General features: G+C 44.0%; 20 protein-coding genes. 6 read left to right on the top strand and 14 right to left on the bottom strand.

The annotated features are described in order from the left end of the window. Nucleotides 1-125: 125 nt before the first annotated feature. The 3 genes from LQZ07_RS06210 (at nt 126) to yghU (ending at nt 2,374) form a co-directional block, all read left to right on the top strand. Nucleotides 126-1,136, top strand: coding sequence for an MFS transporter (locus tag LQZ07_RS06210; protein WP_227981109.1), 1,011 nt, complete (start codon nt 126-128; stop codon nt 1,134-1,136). A 14-nt stretch (nt 1,137-1,150) separates the two neighbouring features. Beyond that, a complete protein-coding gene (locus LQZ07_RS06205) occupies nt 1,151-1,312 on the top strand; it encodes a hypothetical protein (protein WP_227981110.1) in 162 nt (53 codons plus the stop codon). A gap of 204 nt (nt 1,313-1,516) precedes the next feature. Next, entirely contained in the window at nt 1,517-2,374 is an 858-nt protein-coding gene (gene yghU, locus LQZ07_RS06200) for a glutathione-dependent disulfide-bond oxidoreductase (protein WP_152780272.1), read from the top strand. 78 nt (nt 2,375-2,452) lie between these two features. Here yghU and LQZ07_RS06195 read toward each other — a convergent pair whose 3' ends face one another. The 3 genes from LQZ07_RS06195 to ygiD form a co-directional block, all read right to left on the bottom strand. Next, on the bottom strand, nt 2,453-3,817 hold the full coding sequence (locus tag LQZ07_RS06195) for a glycoside hydrolase family 30 beta sandwich domain-containing protein (protein ID WP_152780275.1): 1,365 nt from the start codon (nt 3,815-3,817) through the stop codon (nt 2,453-2,455). Nucleotides 3,818-4,070: 253 nt separating this feature from the next. Continuing rightward, complete coding sequence (locus LQZ07_RS06190; RefSeq protein WP_152780277.1) at nt 4,071-5,039, bottom strand: glutathione S-transferase family protein; 969 nt, start codon at nt 5,037-5,039, stop codon at nt 4,071-4,073. 13 nt (nt 5,040-5,052) lie between these two features. Then, nucleotides 5,053-5,874, bottom strand: a complete 822-nt coding sequence (gene ygiD / locus LQZ07_RS06185) for a 4,5-DOPA dioxygenase extradiol (RefSeq protein WP_152780279.1) — start codon at nt 5,872-5,874, stop codon at nt 5,053-5,055. Nucleotides 5,875-6,022: 148 nt separating this feature from the next. Here ygiD and LQZ07_RS06180 point away from each other — a divergent pair, with 148 nt between their 5' ends. Further along, entirely contained in the window at nt 6,023-6,934 is a 912-nt protein-coding gene (locus tag LQZ07_RS06180) for a LysR family transcriptional regulator (RefSeq protein ID WP_152780281.1), read from the top strand. A gap of 24 nt (nt 6,935-6,958) precedes the next feature. Here the strand turns inward: LQZ07_RS06180 and arsB are convergent, their stop codons facing one another. Further along, the gene (arsB, locus tag LQZ07_RS06175; protein ID WP_152780283.1) at nt 6,959-7,975 is read right to left on the bottom strand and encodes an ACR3 family arsenite efflux transporter; all 1,017 of its coding nucleotides are present in this window, start codon (nt 7,973-7,975) and stop codon (nt 6,959-6,961) included. 53 nt (nt 7,976-8,028) lie between these two features. Next, entirely contained in the window at nt 8,029-8,355 is a 327-nt protein-coding gene (locus tag LQZ07_RS06170; protein WP_016400497.1) for a metalloregulator ArsR/SmtB family transcription factor, read from the bottom strand. A gap of 504 nt (nt 8,356-8,859) precedes the next feature. Here LQZ07_RS06170 and LQZ07_RS06165 point away from each other — a divergent pair. After that, a complete protein-coding gene (locus LQZ07_RS06165; RefSeq protein ID WP_152780285.1) occupies nt 8,860-11,832 on the top strand; it encodes a DUF3857 and transglutaminase domain-containing protein in 2,973 nt (990 codons plus the stop codon). 89 nt (nt 11,833-11,921) lie between these two features. Here LQZ07_RS06165 and LQZ07_RS06160 read toward each other — a convergent pair whose 3' ends face one another. From LQZ07_RS06160 to LQZ07_RS06120, 9 genes are all read right to left on the bottom strand, one after another. After that, entirely contained in the window at nt 11,922-12,998 is a 1,077-nt protein-coding gene (locus tag LQZ07_RS06160; protein ID WP_152780287.1) for a glycerol dehydrogenase, read from the bottom strand. A gap of 10 nt (nt 12,999-13,008) precedes the next feature. After that, nucleotides 13,009-14,643 carry a dihydroxyacetone kinase subunit DhaK gene (locus LQZ07_RS06155; RefSeq protein WP_152780289.1) on the bottom strand — a complete coding sequence of 545 codons (1,635 nt, stop codon included), beginning with the start codon at nt 14,641-14,643 and terminating at the stop codon, nt 13,009-13,011. Nucleotides 14,644-15,175: 532 nt separating this feature from the next. Beyond that, on the bottom strand, nt 15,176-16,846 hold the full coding sequence (gene betA, locus LQZ07_RS06150; protein ID WP_152780291.1) for a choline dehydrogenase: 1,671 nt from the start codon (nt 16,844-16,846) through the stop codon (nt 15,176-15,178). Between the two features lie 52 nt (nt 16,847-16,898). Further along, complete coding sequence (betB, locus tag LQZ07_RS06145; protein WP_227981178.1) at nt 16,899-18,353, bottom strand: betaine-aldehyde dehydrogenase; 1,455 nt, start codon at nt 18,351-18,353, stop codon at nt 16,899-16,901. 47 nt (nt 18,354-18,400) lie between these two features. Beyond that, nucleotides 18,401-18,994 carry a transcriptional regulator BetI gene (gene betI, locus LQZ07_RS06140; protein WP_040306845.1) on the bottom strand — a complete coding sequence of 198 codons (594 nt, stop codon included), beginning with the start codon at nt 18,992-18,994 and terminating at the stop codon, nt 18,401-18,403. Nucleotides 18,995-19,177: 183 nt separating this feature from the next. Continuing rightward, nucleotides 19,178-19,555: a hypothetical protein gene (locus tag LQZ07_RS06135; RefSeq protein ID WP_152780294.1), complete on the bottom strand. Its 378-nt coding sequence runs from the start codon at nt 19,553-19,555 to the stop codon at nt 19,178-19,180. A gap of 208 nt (nt 19,556-19,763) precedes the next feature. Further along, nucleotides 19,764-20,249, bottom strand: a complete 486-nt coding sequence (locus LQZ07_RS06130; protein WP_152780296.1) for a hypothetical protein — start codon at nt 20,247-20,249, stop codon at nt 19,764-19,766. Nucleotides 20,250-20,313: 64 nt separating this feature from the next. Then, nucleotides 20,314-20,781 (bottom strand): hypothetical protein, encoded by a 468-nt coding sequence (locus tag LQZ07_RS06125; protein ID WP_152780298.1) that lies wholly within the window; start codon nt 20,779-20,781, stop codon nt 20,314-20,316. Further along, a complete protein-coding gene (locus tag LQZ07_RS06120; RefSeq protein ID WP_152780300.1) occupies nt 20,771-21,697 on the bottom strand; it encodes a hypothetical protein in 927 nt (308 codons plus the stop codon). The genes LQZ07_RS06125 and LQZ07_RS06120 overlap by 11 nt, the downstream gene beginning before the upstream one ends. Before the next feature lie 239 nt (nt 21,698-21,936). Between LQZ07_RS06120 and dgt the strand changes: the two genes are divergently transcribed. Beyond that, nucleotides 21,937-23,448, top strand: a complete 1,512-nt coding sequence (dgt, locus tag LQZ07_RS06115; RefSeq protein ID WP_152780302.1) for a dGTPase — start codon at nt 21,937-21,939, stop codon at nt 23,446-23,448. The last annotated feature ends 57 nt before the right edge of the window (nt 23,449-23,505 follow it).

Raw genomic sequence — 23,505 nt, 5'->3', positions numbered from 1 at the left:
GTGCCAACGCTGTCGAAATTTTTACTCTGAGTTAAATCCGACTATTAGCCCTACTTTTTCACTCTTGAGCACCTTCAAGGGTTGAACGCACAGGCGATAGTTTTTGAATAACTCTGGAGGTAAAAATGAAAGAATTTAAACCCTGGTATATTGCACAAATGTCCAATGGGGTTGTGCAATGGGTAGGCTTAGCGCTATTAGTTACACCATTGATTATTGAGCGGACAGGCAGCGGCACGTTAATGGGCTCGGTCATGTCACTAATTGGCATTTTTGGCATTAGCGCGCCACTTATTGGCTGGCTGGCCGACAAATATTCTATTCATCGACAGCTACAAAAAGTGGCGCTGTTTTCTCATCTACTGTCGCTAATACTGCTCTACTTTGCGACAACCCAAAGCTACATGTATTTACTGGTTGGATTAAGTATTGGCATAGGCACCGTGTCTCAGCTGGTATTAAACCCCACTTTTGTGATCAATTCTCTGCCTGCCAATCAGCATAGTAGGGGCTTAAGCCGCTTATTTCAGTTTCAGTTTTTGGGCATTGTTATCGCAGGTACATTACTAGGTTTAGTGAGCCTCTTGAATTGGACCAGCGAACAACAACTCATCTTGATGATGGCTTTAGTTAGCATTTCTATAGTCACTGTATTTATAGCTCCACCACCTAAGGTGATTTTAGACAATCAAGAGCACGAACAAGCTGATGAACTAAGCAGTAAGCCCGCTTTTTCCCATCGAGGGAAGGCAGCCTTTTGCGCTTTTTTAGCCACGATTTTTCTTTCGATGCTTACCTCTACCAATTTAATGGAAACCGGCCCGCTGATTATTAAGCAGGTATTTTCTGTAGATTTAGGCCACTCAGCTTTTGGTTTAGCAGCCTCTGCAGTTCTCACCATCGCCTTACTAGAACCAGCTGGACGTTGGGCTGAAAAAAGTGGGCCTTACTTTGTGTGGATAACCGGGCTTTGCTGCTATGCGATTACTGCTATTGGTTTATGGCTGGCTGTGGGAACACAGATACCTAGCGCAATACCTGTTCTGTTGATTGTATTGCTGATGCAAGCAATCTCATGGTTTGACATGGTGATTCCCGCCATAGCTGAACAGCTAAGTCCATTTCTCCGGCACTAACCCAAGGTGTTTTATTGTTTGCCATGTCTTTTGGTTTTGGTACTGGAGCACTAATAGCTGGCGAGCTCATTGACAGCGACGGCTTTGTAGCGGTTGTAGATTTTTGCGCTATTAGCATGCTAATTACTTTAGCCATTGCAGCGCTTACCTTAGGCCTAAAACCACGCTCAAATTAAAGCATTTGCTATGTCCTTACTGAACTAAGTGACATAGCATAAACTTGTTCGTTTTCCCGTCTCAAGGTAATGTGATTAAACAATATCCGCTTCCAATAGAATTGTTTTATCAGTTAACGGTTCTTATAGTTAACCTAGATCTTTTAACGCCAGTACTTGCCAGCATTTTAATGCTGTTAGCAAAAAATCAGTTAAGGAGCAGTAATGACTACAGAATTCATACTACCAAAAGTTTGGACTATGGACAGCGAAAGTGGTGGTCAGTGGGCAAGCATTAATAGGCCCGATTCAGGCGCACGGCATGATAAAACCCTTGCTGTGGGCGCCAACCCTTTGCAGTTGCATTCGCTAGCTACGCCAAATGGACAAAAAGTGACGATAATGCTGGAAGAGTTGCTGGCACTAGGCGTTAAAAAGGCAGAGTACGACGCCTACTTAATTAACATTGGTGAAGGCGACCAATTTTCCTCTGGCTTTGTGGATATTAATCCTAATTCTAAGATTCCGGCTTTAAGCGACCATTCTGGTGACACTCCTATTAGGGTATTTGAGTCGGGGGCTATTTTGCTCTACTTGGCCGAAAAGTTTGGCCACCTGCTGCCTAAAGACCTAGCCACTCGTACCGAAACCATGAACTGGCTATTTTGGCTACAAGGTTCTGCTCCTTACTTAGGTGGCGGCTTTGGACATTTTTATGCGTATGCGCCAGAAAAATACGAATACCCCATTAACCGCTTCACCATGGAAACCAAACGCCAGCTAGACGTTTTAGATAAACGCCTCGCCAATAATCAGTATTTAGGTGGTAGCGAATATAGCATCGCTGATATTGCTACCTGGCCTTGGTATGGTAACGTTGTGCTTAACACGGTGTATGAAGCCGCAGAGTTTTTAGACGCTGCAAGCTACACCAACGTAATGCGCTGGGCTAAAGAAATAGAGCAACGCCCTGCAGTGCAACGTGGCCGTATTGTTAATCGGGTATGGGGTGAAGAATGGGAGCAATTAGCCGAGCGCCACAGCGCCGCAGATATTGATGCGGTATTAAGTAAAAAGCCTTAAGCTCAATTGCCCACTAAAAAAGCACCCAAGGGTGCTTTTTTACAGAATAAGATTTACGTTCAATAACCCAGCAAGTGGCTATGCTTTTAACACAAAAGTACTGATCGAGTTATTCGCTAAAGACAGCTCTGCGCCTAAGCCATCAACCACCAAGGTAAGCTTGGCGACATGCCCTTCATTTTGCACTACGACGACTCGATCACCGTTGCTGTTTTCAAAACTCACCGCATGCAAATTTTCACCACTTACTTGAGTTTTAATTCGCCTAGCGCCAATCTCAACATAGCGAGATAAATGGCCAATGTAGTAGTATGAGTTATTATAAATCAGCGACTTAGTCTGGCGATTATACATAATGGGAGCTTCGCAGAAGTTCTCTACGTGATTGGGCCCACCCTGTTCATTTAACAACAAATTCCAGTCAATCCAACCTTCAGAATAATTATTAAAATCTCCAATGATGTTTCTGCCATAGCGTTCACCATTACCCCAAGCGCCTAAGTAGCCACTTTTATCATTCTTATCTACTGAGGTATCGGTTAGCTCCACACAACCTTCGGTAAAGATAATATGAGTATCTGGATAAAGGTGATGCACCATAGAAAGGTTTTCGAAATCTTCACTCACATACCAATGATTGCCCACACCCCATACATATTTAGCGGCCTCTGGGTCACTTAATACAATGGCTGTTCGCTGAACCATAACATCACGATTATGATCCCAAATGACAATGGCTTTATCTTGGTAGCCTGCAGCATGCATAGTTGGACCGAGGTAATCTTTGATAAAATCGCGCTCTTCCTCTGCGGTATAAAAACACGAGTCCCAGATTTGGTCGGCTTCTGGCTCATTTTGAATACTAATGCCCCAAATAGGTACGCCACGTAGCTCCATTTGCTCGATGAATTTGGTGTAATAGTTCGCCCAAGACTGCTGATATTCGGCCAGCAGTTTTCCTCCGTAATTCATTTCACCGTTAGATTTCATAAATGCCGGTGGGCTCCAAGGTGATGCCAACATAGTGATCGGCTCACCAGCCTGTTCAGCCGCCCTCTTAATCATGGGAACAACCCATTGCTCTTCGTGAGAAAGATCAAAGCTATTAAGCTCACTATCCCCTTCTTCGATATAGGTATAGTTGCCTAAGGCAAAGTCGCAGGAATGAATAGCCACACGCCCTAATACGTAACCCAAACCCTGCTCTTTATCAAAATAAGCCTTAATAAATTCCTCTTGTAAGGCCTCTGGCATCTCATAGAAAGTGCTGGCAGCCGCCTCAGTAAATGCGCCACCAAAACCGATATGGCTTTGAAATTTTTCTTTCGAGTTAACCGCAATCATCGATTGCTGCACTTTATAAAGAGGCTTAAATTGCACCGGCGCCTGTTCTGCCCAACGCTCACCAGTGCGCTCAAGTGTTCTATAGTGTGTTGCTTTCATTTACTCACCCAACTTTGTTTATCTCAATTGAGCACAGGTTACAATGAAAGCGCTTTCTTTTTCAATCTACCTAAATCACAAAATAGACAAACCAAAAAATAAAGAAATAACACACCAAACACCTTCTATATAAAGGTGTTAATGGGATAACCCTGAGTGTGACTTTCATATATCCTTTAATTGCAACCATAAGAAAAAAGGAAGCGCTTACAAAATAGATGTGTGTAAATCCTGCTCAGTTTAAGCAATAACACTAGGCTAATGCCGCCATCATGCGATCAATATGCGCAGGCCCTATTGGCCGCACACCAGAAGGATTTAAAGCCTTAATCGAATAATATCCGCGAGTAATATGGTCGATACTCACCGTCTCAGCCACACCAGGAATGGCTAATATTCGTTGCATGTAAGCTGACAACAAAGGGTAATCAGCTATTTGTTTGCGATTAGTTTTAAAGAGGCCGTAATAGGCGACATCGAAACGTATTAACGTTACAAAGGTGCGAATATCGGTTTCGGTAAGCGTGTCCCCAACTAAGTATTGCTGCTTTGCTAGCCTTTGTTCCAGCTCCTCTAATACTTCAAATACTCCCTTTACCGCTTCTTGGTAAGCAGCTTGCGACTGAGTAAAGCCTGCTTTATAAACGCCGTTATTAAACTGGTGATAAATTCGCGTATTTAGGGCATCAATCTCTTCACTATGTTGCTCTGGATAAAGCCGAACTTTAGAGGGTACTAACTCTTCAAAGGCGCTATCGAACATGCGCAGAATGTCAGCACTTTCGTTATTCACTATTACATTTTTTTGCATGTCCCAGAGCACAGGCACGGTAGCTCTTCCGGTAAAGTTAGGATCAGCCTGGGTATAAATTTGGTGTAGGTAATTCGCAGAGAACAACGGGTCTTGATCTGCACCTTGGTAGCCGCCAAAACGCCAACCTTGCGGGCTTAAACTTGGGTTAAGCACCGTAACTGGGATTAGCGCTTCTAAGCCTTTTAGCTTACGCGCAATCAGTATGCGCGATGCCCAAGGGCAAATTAAGGCCACGTATAATCTGTAACGCCCAGCTTCGGCTTTAAAGCCACCCTCACCAGTTGGACCAGGGCTGCCATCAGCGGTTACCCAATGACGAAATCCGGAAGTTTGCCTTACAAATCGCCCTTGTTCATCCGCCTTTTGCAAAGGCTGCCAGTCTTCCGTCCATACTCCATTTACCAACATAAGTGACTCCTGTTTAAACTTGATGAAAAACAAACGAGCGCATGGATAACGCGCCAAGATCAAAACCTTCGCTTACCACACTTAAGTGATCCTGTTTACTTGATACACCAGCCACAATAATCGCTGGGATATAGTGCTCTAAACTTGGGTTAGCCATGCGCATTAAGCCGCCCATGGCTGCTGGATTGAGTAAGTCAGAAAAATCTCGTTGCGCTAAGCGTTTAGCAAAAAAGGTATCAAACTCTTCCGCCCACTCGTAAGGTTGGGAGGTGTGCCTTAGCGCCGCTAAATTATGTACAACATTGCCCGAGCCAATAATCATCACGCCTCGGCGACGCAGCGCTGACAAGCTGCGACCTAGGGCGAAGTGCCAACTCAAGCTTTGTGATACATCGATAGAGAGCTGAAATACCGGAACATCTGCTGCTGGATACATCCATTTCAATACCGACCAAGCGCCATGATCAAGCCCCCAACTGCTATCGGTTTGCAGCTGCAATTCGCTTAACTGCTCAGTGAGCTGCTGCGCCAACAAAGTGTTACCATTGGCAGGGTAGCGCTCGGCAAATAAAGCCTCTGGAAAGCCGTAAAAATCGTGAATGGTTTTAGGCTTGGCGGAACTATCAACTAGGCTTACTCCGGGTGTCATCCAGTGAGCGGAAATCATCAATATTGCCTGCGGCCTAGTTAAAGCTTGCCCAAGCTGCGACCAACTTTGGGTAAAGCGATTCTCCTCTAGGGCATTCATCGGATTGCCATGGCCAATAAACACCACCGGCATGGGTGGCGTTGTCGCTTTATCGCCAAGAATATTTAAGCCTTGCTGAATCGCCATCTCGCCTCTTTCTTCCTTCGGCCCAGTGCCATTTGGCTTGAGCGAAGCATTAAACGGTAATGCAGCAATTATCAGCCTAAGAGATTCACCTCACAATGGAGAAGATATAGAATAACTATCTCCAATTTGTTCTTAATAGGTAATTAGCATGGACTTGATTGACGGCTTAAAGGCATTTGTTGCTACGGCGCAAACCGGTTCATTTACCGAAGCGGCAAAACGCTTAGGCGTATCCAACCGGCTCACCTCAAAATACGTAGCAGAATTAGAAACCAAGCTTGGCGCTCGCCTGTTGCAACGCACTACAAGAAAAGTGGGCCTTACACCTTCGGGTCAGCAGCTACTTAATCGGGCCCCCGCCCTGTTGAACGAATTTGATGATTTGCTGGCGAACATTAATGAGGAAGCCACAAGCTTACACGGTACGTTGCGCATCGCTGCACCAGTGACTCTGGGTGAAATCTACATACAAGGTTTAGTGAGCCGTTTCGCCGCTATCCATCCTGAGCTAAGTATCGACTTGCGTTTAAGCGATCAGCATGTAGATCTAGCAAGCGATGGTTTCGACCTCGCTTTTCGCGTTGGCACTCCCGACGTTTCTACTTTAAAAGCACGTAAGCTATTTGAATTTACCAGCCACTTGGTGGCATCTCCGGGCTACTTAACACTTAAAGGCACTCCGCTTAGCCCCGATGATTTAGATACTCACACTTGCATCATCGACACCAATAGGCGCAACGCCAATCGTTGGGTCTTTCTGCAAAACGGCCAAGAATATGCCTTTCATCCATCTAGAAACTTGATGGTAAATAGTGCCAATATTGCTCGAGATTGGGCAGCAGAGGGCTGCGGTGTGGCACTGTGTCCAAACTTTGTTTTACATAAACAGTTGAGTGAAGGAAAACTGGTGCGGCTGCTGGAAGACTATCAACTGCCAATGCATCCTCTGTATGCCGTTTACCTAGAAGGCAATGTGCTGCCTCGTAAGGTAAGGGAGCTGATAGATTTTGCACTTGAAGATGTGCAGAACAACGATATTGTCACCCTCCCCACAGCTTAGCGCAGAGAGAGTAATCATTTTAAATTAATTAAACCAATGACGAGTGCGGTTAGCAAACCATACCAAAGAGAGCATTACTGGCACTTCAACCAATACACCAACTACGGTGGCTAGCGCAGCACCAGAGTGCAAACCAAATAGCGATATGGCAACTGCTACTGCTAACTCAAAAAAGTTAGAGGTACCAATCATGCAAGCTGGAGCAGCAATGTTATGTGGCAAACGCATGCGCTTGGCTAACCAATAAGCCAGCGCAAAAATGCCATAGGTTTGAATAAGCAAAGGAATAGCGATAAGAACAATGGCTTCAGGTTTGGCTAAAATTGTTTCCGATTGAAAGCCAAACAACAACACTACGGTAGCCAGCAAACCAATAATCGACCAAGGCTTCATAGTGGCCAAAAACTGATTTAACCGTGAGTGGTCATTCTTTTTATCTAGCTTTTTACGGGTAATCGCCCCTGCTATAAGTGGCACTAATACGTACAATACCACCGACATTAACAAGGTATTCCAAGGCACTGTGATATCACTCACCCCAAGCAAAAAGCCGGCGATAGGCGCAAAGGCAAAGATCATAATTACATCGTTAATCGATACCTGCACTAAGGTATAATTAGCGTCGCCTTTGGTTAGCTGGCTCCACACAAATACCATCGCGGTACACGGTGCTACGCCAAGCAAGATCATGCCAGCGATATATTCAGTCGCGGTGCTTGGGTCTACCCAATCGGCAAATATACCTTTAAAAAACAACCAGCCTAGCAGCGCCATGCTAAAGGGTTTAATCAGCCAATTAATCACAATGGTAAGTAGCAAACCTTTTGGTTTTTTACCCACATCTTTAATCGATGAGAAATCAATTTGCACCATCATCGGATAAATCATTAGCCAAATAAGTAAGGCAATCACCAAATTAACATGTGCAAACTCAAGGCCAGCCACTACCGAAAATACCTCAGGTACAAGGCTGCCCGCAGCAATGCCAACAACAATGGCTAAACCTACCCATACTGTTAAATATCGTTCAAATAATCCCATTTTGTTACCTTCTTCCCCAGCTACCTGTGTGGGTGGGTTCTGTGATTAATCTACTAACAAAGCTGTTGTTTATTCGCTTCAAAGCGCGCTAACTCTGCTTGGTAGTAGTCTTTGTTATTGGCTTGAGTCTCGCGTAACACTCGTTCGGCCCAGCTTGGTAACTCAGGGTGTAATTGGTAGTACACCCATTTGCCGCGCCGCTGATCGAGCAATACTTGGCATTTGCGTAACTGCGCTAAATGGCGAGAAGTCTTTGGTTGATCAAGCTGCAAGGCTTGCATCAAATCACAGACACAAGCCTCACCAGCCTCGGCAATAATCATTAAGGCTTTTAGGCGAACATCATCAGCGAGGCATTTATAAAATAATTGTGGGTTCATCGTTCACATGCATTTATTTACATATGTAATATTTTGCATATGTGTAAATTATTGTCAATAGTAAATACTGCCGAACAAATAATTGTGTTCGCATCAACTCCACAAACCTAAGCCCGATAGCGAGATGAGGAGACAGACGTAACCATATAAAGAGCTGTGGTTAAAAGAAAACAATACATCGTCAGCACAACGCTTTCTAACAGCCACTTTTCAGTTACTTAAAGCAACAGTGAAAGTAAATGTGAGTCTTGTAAATAAGATAATTAGTGATACAGTTCTGGCTTTAGCTCTTCTATTTATTCTTAGCCATTTTCTGACTACTGATTTGATTAAGAGGCTTTATAAAAACTAGAAAGCAAAGATGAGCAGGTAACAATAAAACGGTGTCTTAGCATAAGCTTTTAACTATCACTTTTAAAAGCAATAGTCACCAGATGAAAATTAGATAACCAAGATTTTCAATCGATACCTTACGCAATTTAAAGGATTAAGAGCGTAGTTAACATGCAGATTAGAAACCAAACACCGTTGCAGTGGCTTTTGGCCCTTGCTCTTTTTTTTGTGCTATTTAATAGCTGGGCAGCAAACTCTGTTGTTCCGCAAGCTGTTCCTGATTGGGTATCAACGGTAAATGTTCCCAAAATAAATCCTGCCTTAGTCGAGCAAAGTAAAAATGGCGTTCACTATTTACTAGCAGATAGGCAAGTAAAGGTAAGCGAAGACCAACCACCTGCGTACTTTCACCATTACGCCGACTACATTGTCAATCAAACTGGCGTTGAATATAACTCACAAGTTAATATCGACTATGACCCACATTATCAACATGTAGCCTTGCACTCTCTACGAATAATTAGAGATAAGTTGGTTATCGACAAACTGAACACGGCTCGTATAAGCACTTTTCAACGAGAAAAAGAGTTAGAAAAGCTTATTTATAATGGTACTGAAACTATCAACATTATCATCGATGATGTTCGAGTCGGTGACATAATTGAGTACAGCTATACTCGTTATGGGGCGAATCCAGCCTACCAGAACATTTTTGCTTACAGCAGCGCCATCAATTGGTCGGTTCCTGTAGGAAAATTCTCGCTAAAACTCTTTTGGGGTAAGTCCACCTCCTTGCTGCACGAGCTTAGAAATAGCAATCTAACCATCCAGCAAACCTCCACAACACAGGGTAAAGAATACTCTTTAGAAGTGGCAAACATACTAGGGTTAGAAGAAGACCCAAACAATCCTGCGTGGTTCAGACCAAATGCTCGAGTTTACTTTAGTGAATTAAGTTCTTGGCAACAAGTTAACAACTGGGCGGGACAATACTACCTAGATGCGCTTATCTCAGACAGCAACCTACAGTCTTTAACTCAGCAAATTAAACAACAAAATCCAGACTTAAAAAGTCAAATTTCAGCAGCCTTACAATTTGTACAGGATGAAGTCCGCTACCTTGGCATAGAGCTAAACGATAGTTCACACATTCCTACTCCAGCAGTCGAAACGCTCAATAACCGTTATGGAGATTGTAAAGATAAAACGGTATTGCTCATTGCTATCTTAAAAAGCCTAGGGCTCAAAGCTTACCCGGCACTGGTCAATACAGAAGATGACCTTAGTCAAGTATTGCCAAACGTAAAAGCCTTCGATCATGTCATCACTTATTTTGAGTACCAAGATAAGCAGTATTGGGTAGACCCTACGTCTAGCTTCCAGCATGGAAACTTAGATAGCATTTACCAGCCTAATTTTGGTTATGCACTGGTATTAGGAAACACGGTTAAAACCCTTGTTGCCATGCCATCGCAAACAGCGCCACACGCTGAATTTGTAATCGACAATTTTGATATACCAGAGCAAGGCCCCATTAGCTTTACTTCAACAACCGAGAAGCTTGGTTGGTATGCAGAAGAGCAAAGATACGCCTTATCTAAAAACAGCCCAGAGCAAATACAAAAAGACTATTTAGAATTCTTTCAAGGCTATTACCCCAACATAGAAGTTGCCAAGCCGATTAAATACGTCGATGATACAAAAAATAATAAAGTCACCAGCACCGAGCGTTATAACATCTCCGAATTTTGGGAGGATAAGCCAACACGGGAGCGTTACGAAGCGACTTTTTACCCTAACATTGTTAGCTCGTTGCTTGATCCGCCAAAAGAAAAAACACGCACCTCTCCATATTCTTTAGGTTTTCTTCGCCAAATTAACCAGCAAATAAAAGTTAATTTTTCCGACGATAATTGGGAGTTTAGTAACGAGAGTTTTATAGAAGACAATCCCTTTTTCCGCTTTAGCTACCAAGTATCATATGCTGCAGCAACTCAGCAACTGACCTTAACTTATGGCTACCAAAGTAAGGTGGAACACGTTACTGCAGTCCAATACCCTGATTACTTAAAAGCCTTAGAGAAAACGCAAAATTATCTTAGCTACAGCATCTTTAAATATTACCCCAACCAAATAGCAAACAACGACAATTTGGATTGGTTGCTTAAACTTATTACTCCTACCTCAGCGATCCTACTCATTGCAGGCCTGTATTTACTAATCTTTATACTTTGGAGAATCGAACGCCGGAATAAACCAGAAGATAGCGAAGTACTATTTTTCCCAGTTTCAATGCCTAAACTTGTTGCGATGTGGCTGCTTACCTTTGGTTTTTACGGTATCTACTGGTTCTATAAAAACTTTCAGTTTATCAAAAAGCAAGAAAACAACTCGTCTATGCCTTGGGCTCGCGGCTTGTTTTCAAGCCTTTGGTATTACTCATTATGGCGAAAACTTAAAACAGATAACGATCAGCGTTTTGGCAGCTCTCACCTACCAAACAAATGGTTGTCTATTTTGTTGGCGATAGCGTTTTTTATTGTTAGCGCTTTAGGTGACAAAGATGTCTTTCATGTTGTATCGCTGTTGATATCAGCTTTAATCATCGCACCACTAGCAAACTACATATTGTTTGTGAACAAAGCGGATTCTGTAAGCTTAAAACAACACTCTAAATGGAGTGTTCGCCACTACCTATTAGCGGTCATAAGCATTCCCTTACTGGTACTCCAAAGCAGCTCGGCCATTGGCCTCATTCCTAGTGATTCGGTAGTTAAAGGCTCTTGGTTGCTAGACCACGATATAAAGTTTATGCAGCGACAAGGGGTGATAAAACCGGGCGACAGCATCGATTACTTCTATAGTGATGCTTTCTTATTTGTAAGTGATGATGGAAATGGCTTTACTCAACGCCATGTATTCTCTTATTGGAAAGAAGACCGGCAACCACTCTACAAAGAGCTGGCAAATTATGAAGATATCCAAGACATACAAGTAAGTTGGAGCAAAGAACTTACTGACCACTCCACGGTTACCATCGTTCGCTCAGACGGTTCTAGATTTGTATTGTACGTGTCCAACTCAGACTGCAAAGACAAAAAGTTTGTGGCAGCATTAAAGAAGAACTGGCAAAACTATAACTAAAGAACCAAATAAACGATGCTGAAAACAAGGCCCAAGCTTAACTCTAAGTTTGGGCCTTGTCATTTCAAGCGGCAGTTATGTAAGCAATATCAGCTGCCCAATTGATGGGCAGTTAATATTGCCGACAGTACCGATTGAGCGGTAACAGGGAACGGCATGTTGTGTATGGTTTCGCCTTCTGCGCACGATGCTTCGGCTACATTAAGCAACTTATCGCGATCAATCTCTTTAACTCCCATGTCGTGCAGGTTAGTAGGCAAGCCAATTGATTTACAGAACGCGATCACCTGATTAATTTCCTCTATAGGTGCATTCTCCAAAACTAATTGAGTGAGTGTTCCAAAGGCTACCTTCTCGCCGTGCAACAAGTGGTGACACTCTTCAAGCTTGGTTAATCCATTATGAATAGCGTGCGCTGCAGCTAAGCCTGAACTTTCAAAGCCAATGCCACTTAAATAGGTGTTGGCTTCAATAATGTTTTCTACGGCTTTAGTACTTACCTTGTTCTCTACAGCCACTTTGGCTTTCAGGCCATCGGCCATTAAAGTTTCAAAACACAACTTAGCCAAAGCCTGTGCAGCGCGGGTTGGCGCGCCGCCTGCCATGGTTGTTTTACCCGAGGTCATATTGGCGCGCGCTTCAAACCAGGTAGACAAGGCATCGCCCATGCCGGCAACAATTAAGCGCACTGGTGCTGCGGCAATAATAGCGGTGTCCATAATCACCATGTTGGGATTAGACGGAAATAGTAAGTACTCGCTAAACTCACCTTCTGGGGTGTAAATAACCGCTAAAGCACTAGTAGGTGCGTCGGTAGAAGCAATGGTTGGCACAATCACCACAGGTAGCTTCGAATAATAAGCAACAGCCTTAGCGGTATCTAGCGTTTTGCCGCCACCTATACCAATAATCACGTCCGCTTTTACCGAATCAGTTTTGTCGATTAAACGGTTAATTTCTTCTCGTGAACACTCGCCATTAAAAGTATCAAATTCAACAAGCTGTTCGTTAAAACTCGCTTCAACAGTGCCTTTGGTTAAGCCCATTACAAAATCATCGGCAATCACCAATGGCTGCATACCATAAGTAGCAACATACTCACCAATGTTAGCTAATGCTCCTTCGCCCTGAATGTATTTGCTGGGTGAAATAATAATCTTGTCCATGTTCATCTCCCTACTTCGATAATGATTCAAATACTTTTTCAACAGCGAATGCACCAGGGTCTTTTACCCCATTTAAGGTGTCGCTGTTTAAATAAGACGAGCGCCCAGCGTTTGCTTTAGTCATAGTTAGCGTGCTCTCTGCCCCTGCTTTTGCCGCCAGTACTCCAGCAGCAAAACCGTCTTTCTTCCAGGCTTCAAAAGCCGGGAATAAAGCATCGATCATGGTTCTATCGCCTACTGCAGCGCCGCCGTAATGCATCATTCTGGCTAAGCCAGCTTGCAGGGCAGCTACTAAATCATCACTGCCAGCTAACTCTCGACCAGCAGCGGTAAAGAAGATAGACAGCAATACACCCGATGAGCCGCCCATTACCGTAGTTAACTGTTGGCCAATCACGGTCATCAGCAGCGCAGGCTCGTTTAAAGGCAATTGATTAGCATCTAATTCGGCAAGTACCTTACGAGCGCCAGAGGCAAAGGTTGAACCTGTATCTCCATCGCCCACAATGGCATCGAGATGGTTTAGTGCACTTTCGCTATCAATAATGGTGTTACACACAGTGCGTAAAGCGCTGGCCACTTCATCATTTTGCGACGCGTCAAATTTAATGGTCGAAGACAGTGACTCACAGGGAGTGAACGCTAAAGGCTGCTTAGCACTAACGCCAGGCCATGCACTTGTTTGGCTATCAGCAAACAAGGCGGCACGTTTAAGCTCGTCTAGCTTTAACATCGAGATAGAGAAGCCTTTCATATCGATGGCGGTCATCAGCGGTGCTGGGCCAATAAAATACTCGGCGTTTTCACCCAGTGCAGACTCAACAACATCTTTTGCTACTACGTTCATCTCAATAGGTGATAGGCCGCCTAAGTTGTTAATCAGCACAGCATGGCTATCGCTAGGGCAAGCGGTTAGTAGCTTATCCGACATAATGCGAACCAGTTCTTTACACTGGCTTAGGTCAATGGTTTCAATGCCTGCTTCACCATGAATCCCCAGGCCTAACTCAGCTTTACCTTTTGCAATGCGCTCTTCACTGTTATCACTGGGTAAGGTGCAACTCTGTAAGGCAATGCCAATGCTTGCCGTTGCATCAATGGTGTCTTGTGCGGCTTTGGTTACGGCGGCTAGATCTTCGCCTTGCTCGGCGACATAACCAGCAACTTTATGCACAAATAAAGTGCCAGCAATTCCACGAGGTTTAGGGTTATCCGGAATGGAGATGTCATCACTTACAATTACCATCTCTACCTTGCGGCCCATTTCTTTGGCTTTCTCGCAAGCAAGCCCAAAGTTAAGTCGATCGCCAGTATAATTCTTAATAATCACCAAGCAGCCAGCGTCGCCGGTAACATGCAATATTGCGTTAAGCACTGCGTCTACACTTGGGGCGGCAAACAAATCACCACACACCGCGGCGGTTAACATGCCCTTGCCAACAAAACCGGCATGAGCAGGTTCGTGGCCCGAGCCACCGCCACATATAATTGCCACTTTGTCTTTACGCCAATCTGATCGGGCAATAACTTTAATGTCATTGCCAAAATCTAAGCGGCTAAGGTTATTGTGTTGTTGGGTATATAAGGCTCCATCAATCGAGTCATTTACCCACGATTCTCTGTCATTAATCACTAAATCGGCCATGTAAAAAAACCTCCGTTATTTACTGCTAGTTACTAACTTCTTTAATGCTTTTGCTAGTGCCTTGTTGTTTAATCCGCGTTTCCCCTAGTGCTTACACTGTGCAACAAAGCATGCGTAGCAAAGCCCGCCTCGTTGGCTTTTGTAGCCATGAGCACAAAGTGGAAACGTTTACACGCAAAAACAAGAAAACACTGTATTTAGCTTTTAAGGCATAGTGGAGCAAGTAATGAAGAAGCCGCTGCTAAAACGCTACAATAGCTAAGCAGTGCGTTAATAACAGTGACAACTCTATAACAGCTACATTTGGGGTTTAAAAACCAACCAATTGGCAGTGCAACATTTCTGATGTTAATGTGTTCCTCTATAAAAAATAAATCAAGAGAACAAGTGTAAACGTTTACAAAAGTGAGATGTACGGCATAATTTAGTCGGTAAATAACTGCAAATAATGAAATGATTAGCTAAGGCTAACTAAGCGAGATAGTCGGCCACAGTTGGCACAAAGCTAAGCTTTAGTTAGCGCTATGCAGAGCTAAGTACTTCGCTGTTTAGTTTGCCAATCAGGGGCTATCCAAGTGCTTGCCGTTGAAGGAGCAAGCGGTGATTTTCCTAAAACAGAGTCCGCTATTTTCTCCGCCACCATAATGGTAGGGGCGTTAAGATTACCATTAGGAATAGTAGGAAATACTGAGGAATCAATCACCCGTAAGCCAATAATACCGTTTACTTGGCACTGGCTATTTACCACGGCCATTGGGTCATCATCACTGCCCATTTTACAACTGCACGAAGGGTGATAAGCACTTTCCACATTTTGCCTTACCCACGCATCTATCGCTTCATCGCTGTTAATATTAGCGCCGGGTTGAATCTCTTCGTCGCGATAATAATCCATGGCTGGCTGCGCCAAAATCTCTCGACTTAAACGAATACAGTCGCGCCAGTCTTGCTTGTCTTGCTCGGTGCTAATGTAGTTAAACTGAATATTAGGTTTTGCGTGAGGATCGGCTGAGCTAATCCACACTCGCCCTCGGCTGCGGGGTTTATTAGGCCCAACATGAACCTGAAAACCATGCCCACTAAAAGCAGCTTGGCCGTCGTAACGCATCGCGGCGGGTAAAAAGTGATATTGAATATTCGGCCATTTAAGTCCAGCCCGCGAGCGAATAAACGCGCAAGATTCAAAATGATTAGTTGCGCCTAAACCATCTTTTCGTAATAACCAACGCGCGCCAATCAAGCCTTTGCTAATTAGCCCTAACTTACTGTTAAGCGTTATCGGCTGGCGACAGGCATATTGAAAATACACCTCTAAGTGATCTTGCAGGTTTTCCCCTACACCTGGCAAATCTTGAACCAGCTCAACACCTGCATCTTTTAATACAGCTTTGGGCCCAATGCCCGATAACTGCAATAACTGCGGCGAACCTATAGAGCCAGCAGCCAGCAGCACTTCTTTGTTGGTGAACAGCTTTTCTACTTGGCCAGCTCGCTCAATTTCTACCCCAATGGCCTGCTTGTCATCTATCAACACCTTGCGGGTGAGTACGCCTTTTAACAAGGTGAGGTTGCTGCGCTTAAGGGCTCGGCGTAAGTAAGCATTTGATGTTGAAGCGCGCACGCCTTTGTCTACGGTCATATGCAAGGGGCCAAAACCCTCTTGCTGGTAACCGTTGTAATCACTGGTTGTTGGGTAACCCGCTTGCTGGCCAGCATCGATAAAGGCTTGGTAAAGCGGGTTCAAGCTCAAATTATTACCGCCACAGGTAGCCAAGGGGCCATCGCCCCCTCGGTAATCATCGGCGCCATCTATCCATGACTCAGCCCGGCGAAAATAGGGCAAACATTCTTGGTAACTCCACCCCTGTGCGCCCTGCTCTGCCCATTCATCAAAGTCGCAAGCATGACCGCGCACATACACCATGCCATTAATCGAAGAACTGCCCCCGAGTACTCGCCCTCTTGGGCAATGCAAACGGCGATTATCGATACCCGACTCAGGTTGGCTTTCAAACTGCCATGCATACTTTTTGCTATTCATGGGGTAAGACAAAGCGGTAGGCATTTGAATAAATATACTTTTGTCGCTGCCGCCCGCCTCAAGCAATAAAACCGTATGTTTACCACAAGCACTTAAGCGGTCGGCTAATACACAACCCGCTGAGCCTGCGCCAACAATAATGTAATCGTAATTGGTGTTCATCTTATTCCCTGTTTGGCCAAACTAGCCTAAGCAGTTGTTAGTGCTGAATGGTTTATTCGTAAGGGCTTTCTAAGTCACCTAACTCAATCATTACACTCTTGTTTTGGGTGTAGTGATTAAGCGTTTCTATACCATTTTCTCGGCCGATGCCCGACTGTTTATAACCGCCTACGGGCATTTCTGCGGGTGAGCCACCCCAGGTATTTACCCAGCAAATGCCGGCTTCTATTTGCGCAATAACTCGATGAGCACGCGATAAGTTTTGAGTGAACAAACCCGCCGCCAAACCATAGTCAGTGGCGTTAGCACGTTTAATCACTTCATCTTCATCATTAAAACGCAGAATCGACATTACTGGGCCAAAAATTTCATGCTTAACTTGCGGCATGTCGTCGCTACAATCTGCAAAAATGGTGGGTTGCACAAAGTAACCTTTATCTAAGCCGTTGGCCGTTTCACGCAGGCCACCACATAACAAACGCGCACCAGAGGCTTTTGCTGCTTCAATAAAGCCCAGCACCTTCTCTAAATGCTCGCGTGAGATAAGCGCGCCAATTTGTGTCTCCATATCACTTGGGTCACCCACTTTTAGCTTGCGCGTTCGATGAGTAATTTGCGCTACAAACTCATCGTAAATAGCATCATGCACAAACACCCGTGTACCGTGAGTACACACTTCGCCTTGAGTATAAAAGTTAGCTAGCATGGCTGCCGACACCGCGTTATTTAGCTTGGCATCGTCAAATACAATGAGAGGTGACTTACCGCCCAGCTCCATAGTGATGTCTTTGAGCGTACCAGCAGCATCGGCCATAACCTTTTTGCCGGTGCCAGATTCACCAGTAAAAGAGACCTTGGCGATATCAGGGTGGCGCGACAGCATTTGACCAACTCGGTAATCACCTTGCACCACGTTAAATACACCTTCAGGCACGCCAGCCTCGCTAAAGATCTCTGCCAATTTGAGTACAGACAAAGGCGTTTCTTCCGAAGGTTTAAACACCATGGCGTTTCCTGCCGCTAAGGCAGGGGCAGATTTCCACATCGCAATTTGAATGGGGTAGTTCCACGCCCCGATTCCGGCACATACACCTAAGGGTTCGCGACGCGTATAAAAAAACTGACCGTGGCCTAGGTCTTGTTGCTGGCCTTGAATAGCCGCCGCCAAACCCGCGTAATACTCAATCACATCGGCTCCAGTAACAATGTCTACCGCTATCGCTTCTTGAATCGGCTTGCCAGTGTCTTTCACCTCTAACTCTGCCAGCTCGTCATTACGTTCGCGTAATATGGCCACCGCTCGCATCATAATGCGGCGTCGCTCAGCGCCACTCATAGTCGACCACACTTTAAAGCCCTGCTGCGCAGAGGCCACAGCGCGATCCACATCCTCCGCAGAGGCCTGAGTAATTTGTGCTAGCGCCTCGCCAGTGGCCGGGTTAGTCGTGATAAATGTATCCGCCGAAGAGCCTTCAAGGGCTTCCCCATGGATATAAAGAGACTTCATTGTCATCAAAATGCCTTAGTAATTAGCTGTTGTTGCTTAGTTAAAACTTAGCCTAAATAGGGAGCGAGTTGTTTTTCTAGGTAATCTGCTACCAGCTTTTGCGCATAATCAGCAGAAATACCCTCGGGATTAAGTGCCCCGCGCAGCCAAATACCGTCGATAAGTGCCGCTATACCTTGGGCAACAAAAGCGGCTTGTTCTGCAGGTAAAATGTGTTTGAGTTCAAAACGAAGGTGCGACAATAAGCGGCGCTCATTCACACGTTGCAAGCGATGTAAATCTTGGTCGTGCATGGCCTGCGCCCAAAATGCTAGCCAGGTTTTAACTACCTTGCCTTCTACTTGGTAGCCATCAAAATTGGCAGCAACAATCGCCTTAACCCTCGCCATTACATCGTTGGGCTCAACGGCTTGCAAATGCGCAATGGAAGCGGCAGATAACTTACGTAACACAGTACGCATAGTTTCTTCTAATAAGCCGTGTTTACCACCAAAATAATGATGAATAATGCCCGAAGACACACCGGCTTTTTTACTAATTAAAGTCACGCTTGCGCCCGACAAACCTACTTCGTTTATCACCGCCATAGTAGCTTCTACCAGCTGCGGTTTACGTATTTCAGGCATCCCTACCTTTGGCATAAGTGTCACTCAAATTTTTATTAATTGAACGTCCAATTAAAAATAAACTACAGCAATTCGAGGGCAAGTCAAAGATTAGTAAAAAATCGCATGTATGGCTTTTAACTTGAAACAAATCATTGAGCTGAGAAGGCACAACAAACAGCTAACTTTAAGTAAGAAAGAACTAAGCGCTCGAACACTTTATTCGTTAGGGAGGGTCTCAAGCATTAAAGTAGATTTAAGTAAGTCAATTAAGAGCTGATGACGTTTTTCTAACCAAAACTTAAATTGAATACGACTCCCGCTCACAACTACAACTTCGCTTAAAATGCCAGGTGTATAGGGTTTATAGATTTCCAACTTATCGACAACGCAGCCTTGTGAATTAATAAGGCTTACAAACAAAGTTTCTTCATAGGGGCAATCATTACTAGTTAGCCAAAGGCTGTCACCATTAGCAAGTTTAAACCCCTTCTCTACAAGCACACCCGGCAAGAGAAGTTGCGGTCTAGCATCTTCAAAGCTAAGCGCTACACCGTCTTGCTCTTCTTGAGCTGAATAGTTGTTTAGTGCTCTCACTCATTCTCCTTTTTTAGTTTAGCGATAAAGCCAACATGGCTATTTACTCTAAATTCATGCTCTGATTTCGCTTTCATTCATGGAACTGAGAACATCATATAAAGCCTACGAAAAAGGTGAGTTTGACTTGTTTTTAAAGCGGGGGAACAAATACCTAGGAACAAAAAAGGCTCATAAGCTATGAGCCTTTTTCACTATGCGAAAGCAATTACTTGCCTTGTTGCTTACTCTTCAGTATTTCCTGAATCTCTTGCTCAACTTCTAGCTTCGCAGCTTTCAAGCTTTGTTGAGCGTCGTGCTGAAACTGAATAAATGCCAAGTATGTTTTAGAAGATATTAGTTTTAAAACAAGTAGCCCACAAACTAAAGTAAATACCTGTAATAGAGCACGTACTTTATCCTCAAAGGGATCATAAGTTAGCCATAGGGGAAGAGACAAGATAATCACTGTTAAAACATATAGTTGTAAAAGCTTTTTACATCTAAAGGAGCCTCGGGTAATTCGAAAGTTAATTACACAGAATATAACCATAGCTATCGCTCCAATCCCCCAAACAAGCTCAGGAGCAATATCTAACATTCCCCAGTTTCCCATGCTTGAACCCAAAAAGATCATGGAAAGCAAAGTTACAAGCAAGAAACAAAACGTCGAAGCTAAAGGAGGAAACCAGCTAATAACTTCTTCTCTATCCATATTTGCTTATGTCACTCTATAACCGCTAATTCTTAATGTATTCCAATTATTAAGCCTTTAAAAATCACCTTTCCAACAGCTTTTCTCTGAAGCCAACGGGGTCTTTACGCAGCGCCTCATAAAAACTAACAAAAGCCTTATATTTGGTAGTTAACATCAACCAATAGGCAAGCAAAGGAAAGGAAACAAAGCTGAGAAAAAGCCACTTATATTCGTGCTTAAACAGCAAAAGAAGCAAAGAGTAACAGGTTAGCTGAAAGTATATATTCCAGAGATTAATTTTGGCCGCAATAGGCTTGCCACGAACAATCAGTATATTTGGCACTACAATGCACAAAGTCATTACTAATATGCATACAAGAAAAAAGGTTCCAAACTCCTTTGGAGTGAACTCCCCAATAAATTGTTGTGCCAATAGAATCAACAGTGGGCATAGAACCCCCGCCCCAAACATAATGAACATGATTACCGCTATACCAACAACAAAGTTGAGTAAAGAGTTTTCATATTTATCAAAAAAGCTATCTGACATCAGGGCCTAACTCCTCATAGATACCTATTGCCAAACTCTTCAATGTTCCACCGTAAGCACTTCCTGTAACACTTAAGCTAGCACCTACAGCATCTTTAACATTCAGAGATACTGCATTTACAAGCGCCTGACTACTATAGCGTTTCGTTAACTTCCCAGAGTTAGTTAATGCTTTAAGTGCGCTTTTACTAACACCAGGCAAATTAAGCCGCTGAATTTCCATCGTTAAGCGCTTTCTTTCTGATCGGGTTAATCCTTTTAAAATTTCTAATAAGGATTTCGAAGTTGTTAAACGAAGTGTTTGTACCATTTTGATTGTTGTTGCGCCCGCAGCTACCGCGCCTCCTAACGAGATTACATCAAGAGTAGTATTCGCTGCTGCATACCACTCTTGACTATCCAGCCAATCTAGCGATTCAGGAGAGGCTACTTCTGTAACTGAACGCCCTAAGCCATTCAAACACTGCGCACCTGAAGCAATACCAGCAGCATACCCTAAATACGTAACCGCACTGCTAGTTCCTCCACTAATTGGGATAGCAGCTGTAGAGCCTAGAACAACAACCCAGCTCAAAACCGCCGCACCACAGCTTAAGCCAGTATTGATCAACTCACCTGTTAGTTTACTCTCTCGCCTAGACGTTTTCAGTTCACTAGCAAAATTAGTTGCTGAAACAAGTTTTGGGGGTTCTCTTAAAATCAATCTAATAGGGTGGATGCGACAATTGGGCTCAAACTTTCTTAATGTTACGATCGTGAACTCACTATCAATAAAAACCACTCCGGCACCAGTGGTGTTAGGGTCTGAATCAAGCGCTTTGAAGATACGCTGACTATTAAGCTCAGTTTTAAGCCTTTGTCTAAGTAACTCTTCTTTGTGTTGTTGAAGCGGAGATTTTAGTAAAGCACTAGCCATATTTGTTTCCGTACTCGTTTAAACGAAATCCTTAGTTTTAGGAAAAACATTCTACCCATAAAACAGCACTAATGACAACGTAGTCACTAACATCCAAGAGCAGAAACTTAAGGTTACACCTCTACAAAAATCCCCCATGAATGATTTATCAAACCCAACTATCAAAAACCTCATTAATTGATTTTCTATTGATAATACAGCAGTATAAATACTCTAATTGATAGAGAGCAGCTTAGAGTATGACAGTAAATTTCGCTAGCAAAATTCTCGGTACTCGACCCTACCCAGCTAAGCCAGATCTTAATGCCGACTTAAAGATGTTTGAAAGCGATCGAGGCCGAATAATTAACAGTGCTGCAGTTAGGCGCTTGCAGCAAAAGACCCAAGTATTTCCCTTAGAGCGCAACGCCGCCGTGCGCAGTCGCCTTACCCACTCTTTAGAAGTGCAGCAAGTGGGTCGCTATATTTCTCAGCTCATTTGCGAAGCCTTAGTAGATGTACAAAACAGCTACCAACTTAAAGGCTTAGAGCGCCAGTTAGAAAGCATTGTTGAAATGTCTTGTTTAATGCATGACATAGGCAACCCGCCCTTTGGTCACTTTGGTGAAGAAGCCTTAATCGATTGGCTAAGTAAAAACCTCAATAGGCTTTATCAAAGCTCCCAAGCAACTGAGTTAGGCGAAACCCAGAACGAAAAGCCCATACAAACTCTGCCAGAAACGATTCACCGAGACTTAGTTAGCTTCGAGGGCAACGCCCAAGGCATTCGGCTTATTCACTCCTTGTTAAAACTCAACCTCACTTACTCGCAAGCCTCTGGCATACTCAAATACACCCGCTGCGGAACAGAAGCCAAGCCAGATAAAAGCGCACCGTTTAGTTACTTAAAAAAGAAAGTGGGCTATTACCTTAGCGAGCAAAGTTATGTTGAGGAACTTCGCAACAGCCTAGACATAGACCAGTACTGCCGTTCGCCGTTTTCTTACATTATGGAAGCGGCCGATGATGTGTCTTATGGCATCGCCGATTTAGAAGACGCCATAGAAAAAGGCGTGCTGAGCATTAAAGAACTAAAGCACGCCCTATTAGCCACTTTTGCTAGGCTAAGCAGTGAAAATGGCTGCAGCAAACCAAAAGAAATGGAAACCATTCTCGACTTTGCTCACCAAAGTAAAAAACTACAGCTAAGTGATGAAGAAAGAGACTCGATGTTTTTTGTTTATCTGCGCGTAGCAGTAAACCAACGCTTGCCCGAACATGCCAAAAACCAGTTTGTGGAAAACTTAGAAGCGGTTTATCAAGGCAACTTAAACCGTGCCCTTATCGAAGATGGCAGCGTAAACCACCTCATTGTAGAAACCTTTAAAAGCGTCGCGCTAGAACGTTGCTTTTGCCACCCAGAAGTAGAAGCCCGCGAGCTACAAGGCTACCAAATTATCTCTGGTTTAATGGCTTGTTACCAACCACTGCTAGCGCTAAGCCAAAGCCAGTTTGAATACTTAGTAGATAACACAAAACCCAAAGAAAAAAGCTCTGCTTACATACAGCGCCTATTCAAAAAGCTACCGTCTAAACATTTAGCGGCGTATCAAAAAGCTATGGGCGAAGCTCCAGTAAGCGATGTGTTTGGCAACGAACAATGCCGCGAGTTTTACTACCGCACAAGGCTAATTATCGACTACATCAGCGGCATGACCGACCAATACGCCTACGACGAATTTAGAGCGTTTAATGTGATAAGTGATTTTTAGTTACGAGACAACGAAGCTAAGGGGGCTGATGTTTAGAGTTACTCTGACCCGTTTTAT

This window comes from Agarivorans sp. B2Z047 (genome assembly GCF_023373605.1).
GTDB classification, from domain to species: Bacteria; Pseudomonadota; Gammaproteobacteria; order Enterobacterales; family Celerinatantimonadaceae; genus Agarivorans; species Agarivorans albus.
Note: the sequence above shows the minus strand (reverse complement) of the source record. Positions and strands in the feature narration are given on the sequence as shown.